The 2631-nt window shown below is 37.3% G+C and carries 2 protein-coding genes and 1 pseudogene; 2 read left to right on the top strand and 1 reads right to left on the bottom strand.

Annotated features, from left to right (window positions below):
• Window positions 1-673 (bottom strand): pirin family protein (locus ACYPWY_RS15945; RefSeq protein WP_459686533.1); only part of this gene is annotated, 673 nt, incomplete at its 3' end.
• A 222-nt stretch (window positions 674-895) separates the two neighbouring features.
• On the opposite strand from ACYPWY_RS15945, the gene ACYPWY_RS15940 reads away from it, so the two are divergent.
• Together ACYPWY_RS15940 and ACYPWY_RS15935 are read left to right on the top strand one after the other, a co-directional pair.
• Window positions 896-2155, top strand: coding sequence for an AbiH family protein (locus ACYPWY_RS15940; RefSeq protein WP_459686532.1), 1260 nt, complete (start codon window positions 896-898; stop codon window positions 2153-2155).
• A 109-nt stretch (window positions 2156-2264) separates the two neighbouring features.
• Window positions 2265-2631, top strand: a pseudogene (locus ACYPWY_RS15935) (hypothetical protein); the annotation flags it as partial.

Here is a 2631-nt window from a genome sequence, read left to right as displayed (position 1 = left end):
CTTCCTGTTCCGCCGTAATGCTTATGTCTTCCTTTACGATTTCCAGAGCGTCCCGTTCATTCATGCGGATGCCGTTTACAGTCGCTGCGCCCTCAAACAAAACCAAATATGCCTGACGGTCGCTTCCAACCCGGAAATCTATCTGTTTCCCTTTGGAAAGAATCGCAGCATACATGTTAATGTCGGCGTGAATTTTTATGGGAGCAGCGTTTGCCGCATTGTCGTATGAGGTTGCTATCGGCAGCCATTTGTCGAGTCTGTCTTCCAGCTTGAAGCGGTAATCGCCGTAATTGGGCTTGTAACCCTTTTTATCGGGGAAAACCCATATTTGGGCGAAACGGAGTTCGCCATCCGTGTGGTTGTATTCGCTGTGGGTTACTCCCGTTCCTGCGCTCATATACTGGGATTGCCCGCGGGTCAGCGTGTGGGCGTTGCCCATACTGTCCTTGTGCGACAGTTCGCCTTTGATAACATACGATATGATTTCCATATCGCGGTGGGGGTGCGTACCGAAACCTTCGCCTGCCTGAACAATATCGTCGTTCAAAACGCGGAGCGCTCCGAAACGGACATTGTCCGGATTGCAGTATTCGGCAAAGGAAAAATGGAAATGGCTGTCCAACCAGCCATGCCGTCCCCGTCCCATTTTTTTACTGTCAATGTACTTAATCATAAATACCTCCTTTTTTTATTGTTTGTATAAAACACATCAGGAAATTCGATTACAAAAATACGAATTTTCCGGTTATAATCACTATTTTCAACTTTTTCCAACATTTCTGTTTGTTGCTGATAAAACCGCAGGAACAAAAGCGATTTATTAAAAGTAAGATTAAATTATTTTTTCACACATTTCTAAATAAAATCCGATTATATATAAAAAATTCGTTATTTTGTGGCGGATTTTTTAATTATTGGAACAATAAACATGAACAGAATAATACTGACAGGAAATGGTTTTGATTTATCTCATGGATTAAAAACGGGTTATTGCCACTTCATAGATTGGTTGTGGAAACAAACGATAGCAGAATTTGGAAAGTTTGAAAATTACAAAAACGGCCATTTTGAAACAAATCTGTTATCAATAAATCTCGTCCTGCCAATCCACTCTCAATTGTTACAAGAAGTCCATTCTTATAATGATTTTATTGCTTATTTTGAAAAAGAAAAGGACCTTGATAAGAATAAAAAGCAAATGTCTATTTCTTTTAAAAACCAGCTTTTAAAGCTAATTACAGAAAAGACAAGTTTGCAAAATTGGGTTGATATTGAAGAAGAATATTTTACACAATTAAAGAACACCATTGATAATCAAACTATTCTTTCTAATGGAACCTATACAATAGAAAAATTAAATCGGGATTTTGATGAAATAAAAATAGAATTAGAAAAATATCTTACTGAAGAAATAAATGAAGCAAGATTAGACAATTTTGATTTAAAGAACATAGGGCAATGTTTTAATATTGCTGATTTCACTTCTTATGGCATTTCTGCTTTAAGGGAAGAATATCTTCCTGAAACAGAGGAGGAAAAAATAAAATATAACAGACAGTTTGACTCATATTTGTCTCGCATAAAAAGTGGATTAGATATTTATACTTCCTGTAAAACATCAATTTACCCAAATAGAACATTGTTTTTGAATTATAATTATACGGATTTGCCAAAAAGGATGATAGAATGTATTCATACAAATGCGTGGCAATTAGATGATTGGGCGAAAAATGCATTTGATTATATATTCATACATGGACAATTAAATAATTCTGATTATCCTATGATTTTCGGCTATGGTGATGAACAAGATGAAATACATAAAGAAATTGAAAAACGAGGTGGCATATATTTGGACAATATCAAGACTATCAATTATTTAAAAACTCAAAATTATAAAAATTTGTTGGGATTTATTGAAAGTGGTTTATATCAAGTCTTTATTTGGGGACATTCATGTGGTTTATCTGATAAGACGTTGCTATATACGCTTTTTGAACATAAAAATTGTGTTTCTATAAAACCTTTTTATTATATTGACAAAAATGGGCACAACAATTATGACGACATTATCAAGAACATTTATCGTTGTTTTACAAACAAAGCGCTAATGAGAGAAAAAGTTGTAAATAAGAGATTTTGCATGAAATTATAATTTGAATTTATCCCTTAACAGACTGGTATGATAATAATAAACTAAACTTTAGCTTTTCCCTTTCCAACTTTTCTGCCTTTTTCCGGCTATTCTTCCATAAACATCTGTTATGGAAAACAGCAAAAACAGCCAACGTATGATACGTGAAGCCATTCGCAAAATAGCCTTAGGGCGGAGTATTGAGCGTGTCGATATGTCCGCCGCCGGCACGGGCGGAGTCGGCACGGCGCGGCTTATCCACGGCTATGTAGCCAAAATCCACGACAACCCTTCAGACGAAGAATTTGCAGACTGCGGCGGAACCATTGACGTGGGCGAGTTTGCCGAAGAAACGGCAAGCGCCGAGCCGGTTATCCACAAGGGCGTATTGCTGTCCGGCGTTAAGGACAACAGCGGCGGCTTTTTGATTATCCCGACCCTGTTTTCGGACGTAACAATCGTTTCGGATGCGGCGACCCGCTATATGTACGTTGTAA

The sequence above is a fragment of the Viscerimonas tarda genome (assembly GCF_054601255.1).
Note: the sequence above shows the minus strand (reverse complement) of the source record. Positions and strands in the feature narration are given on the sequence as shown.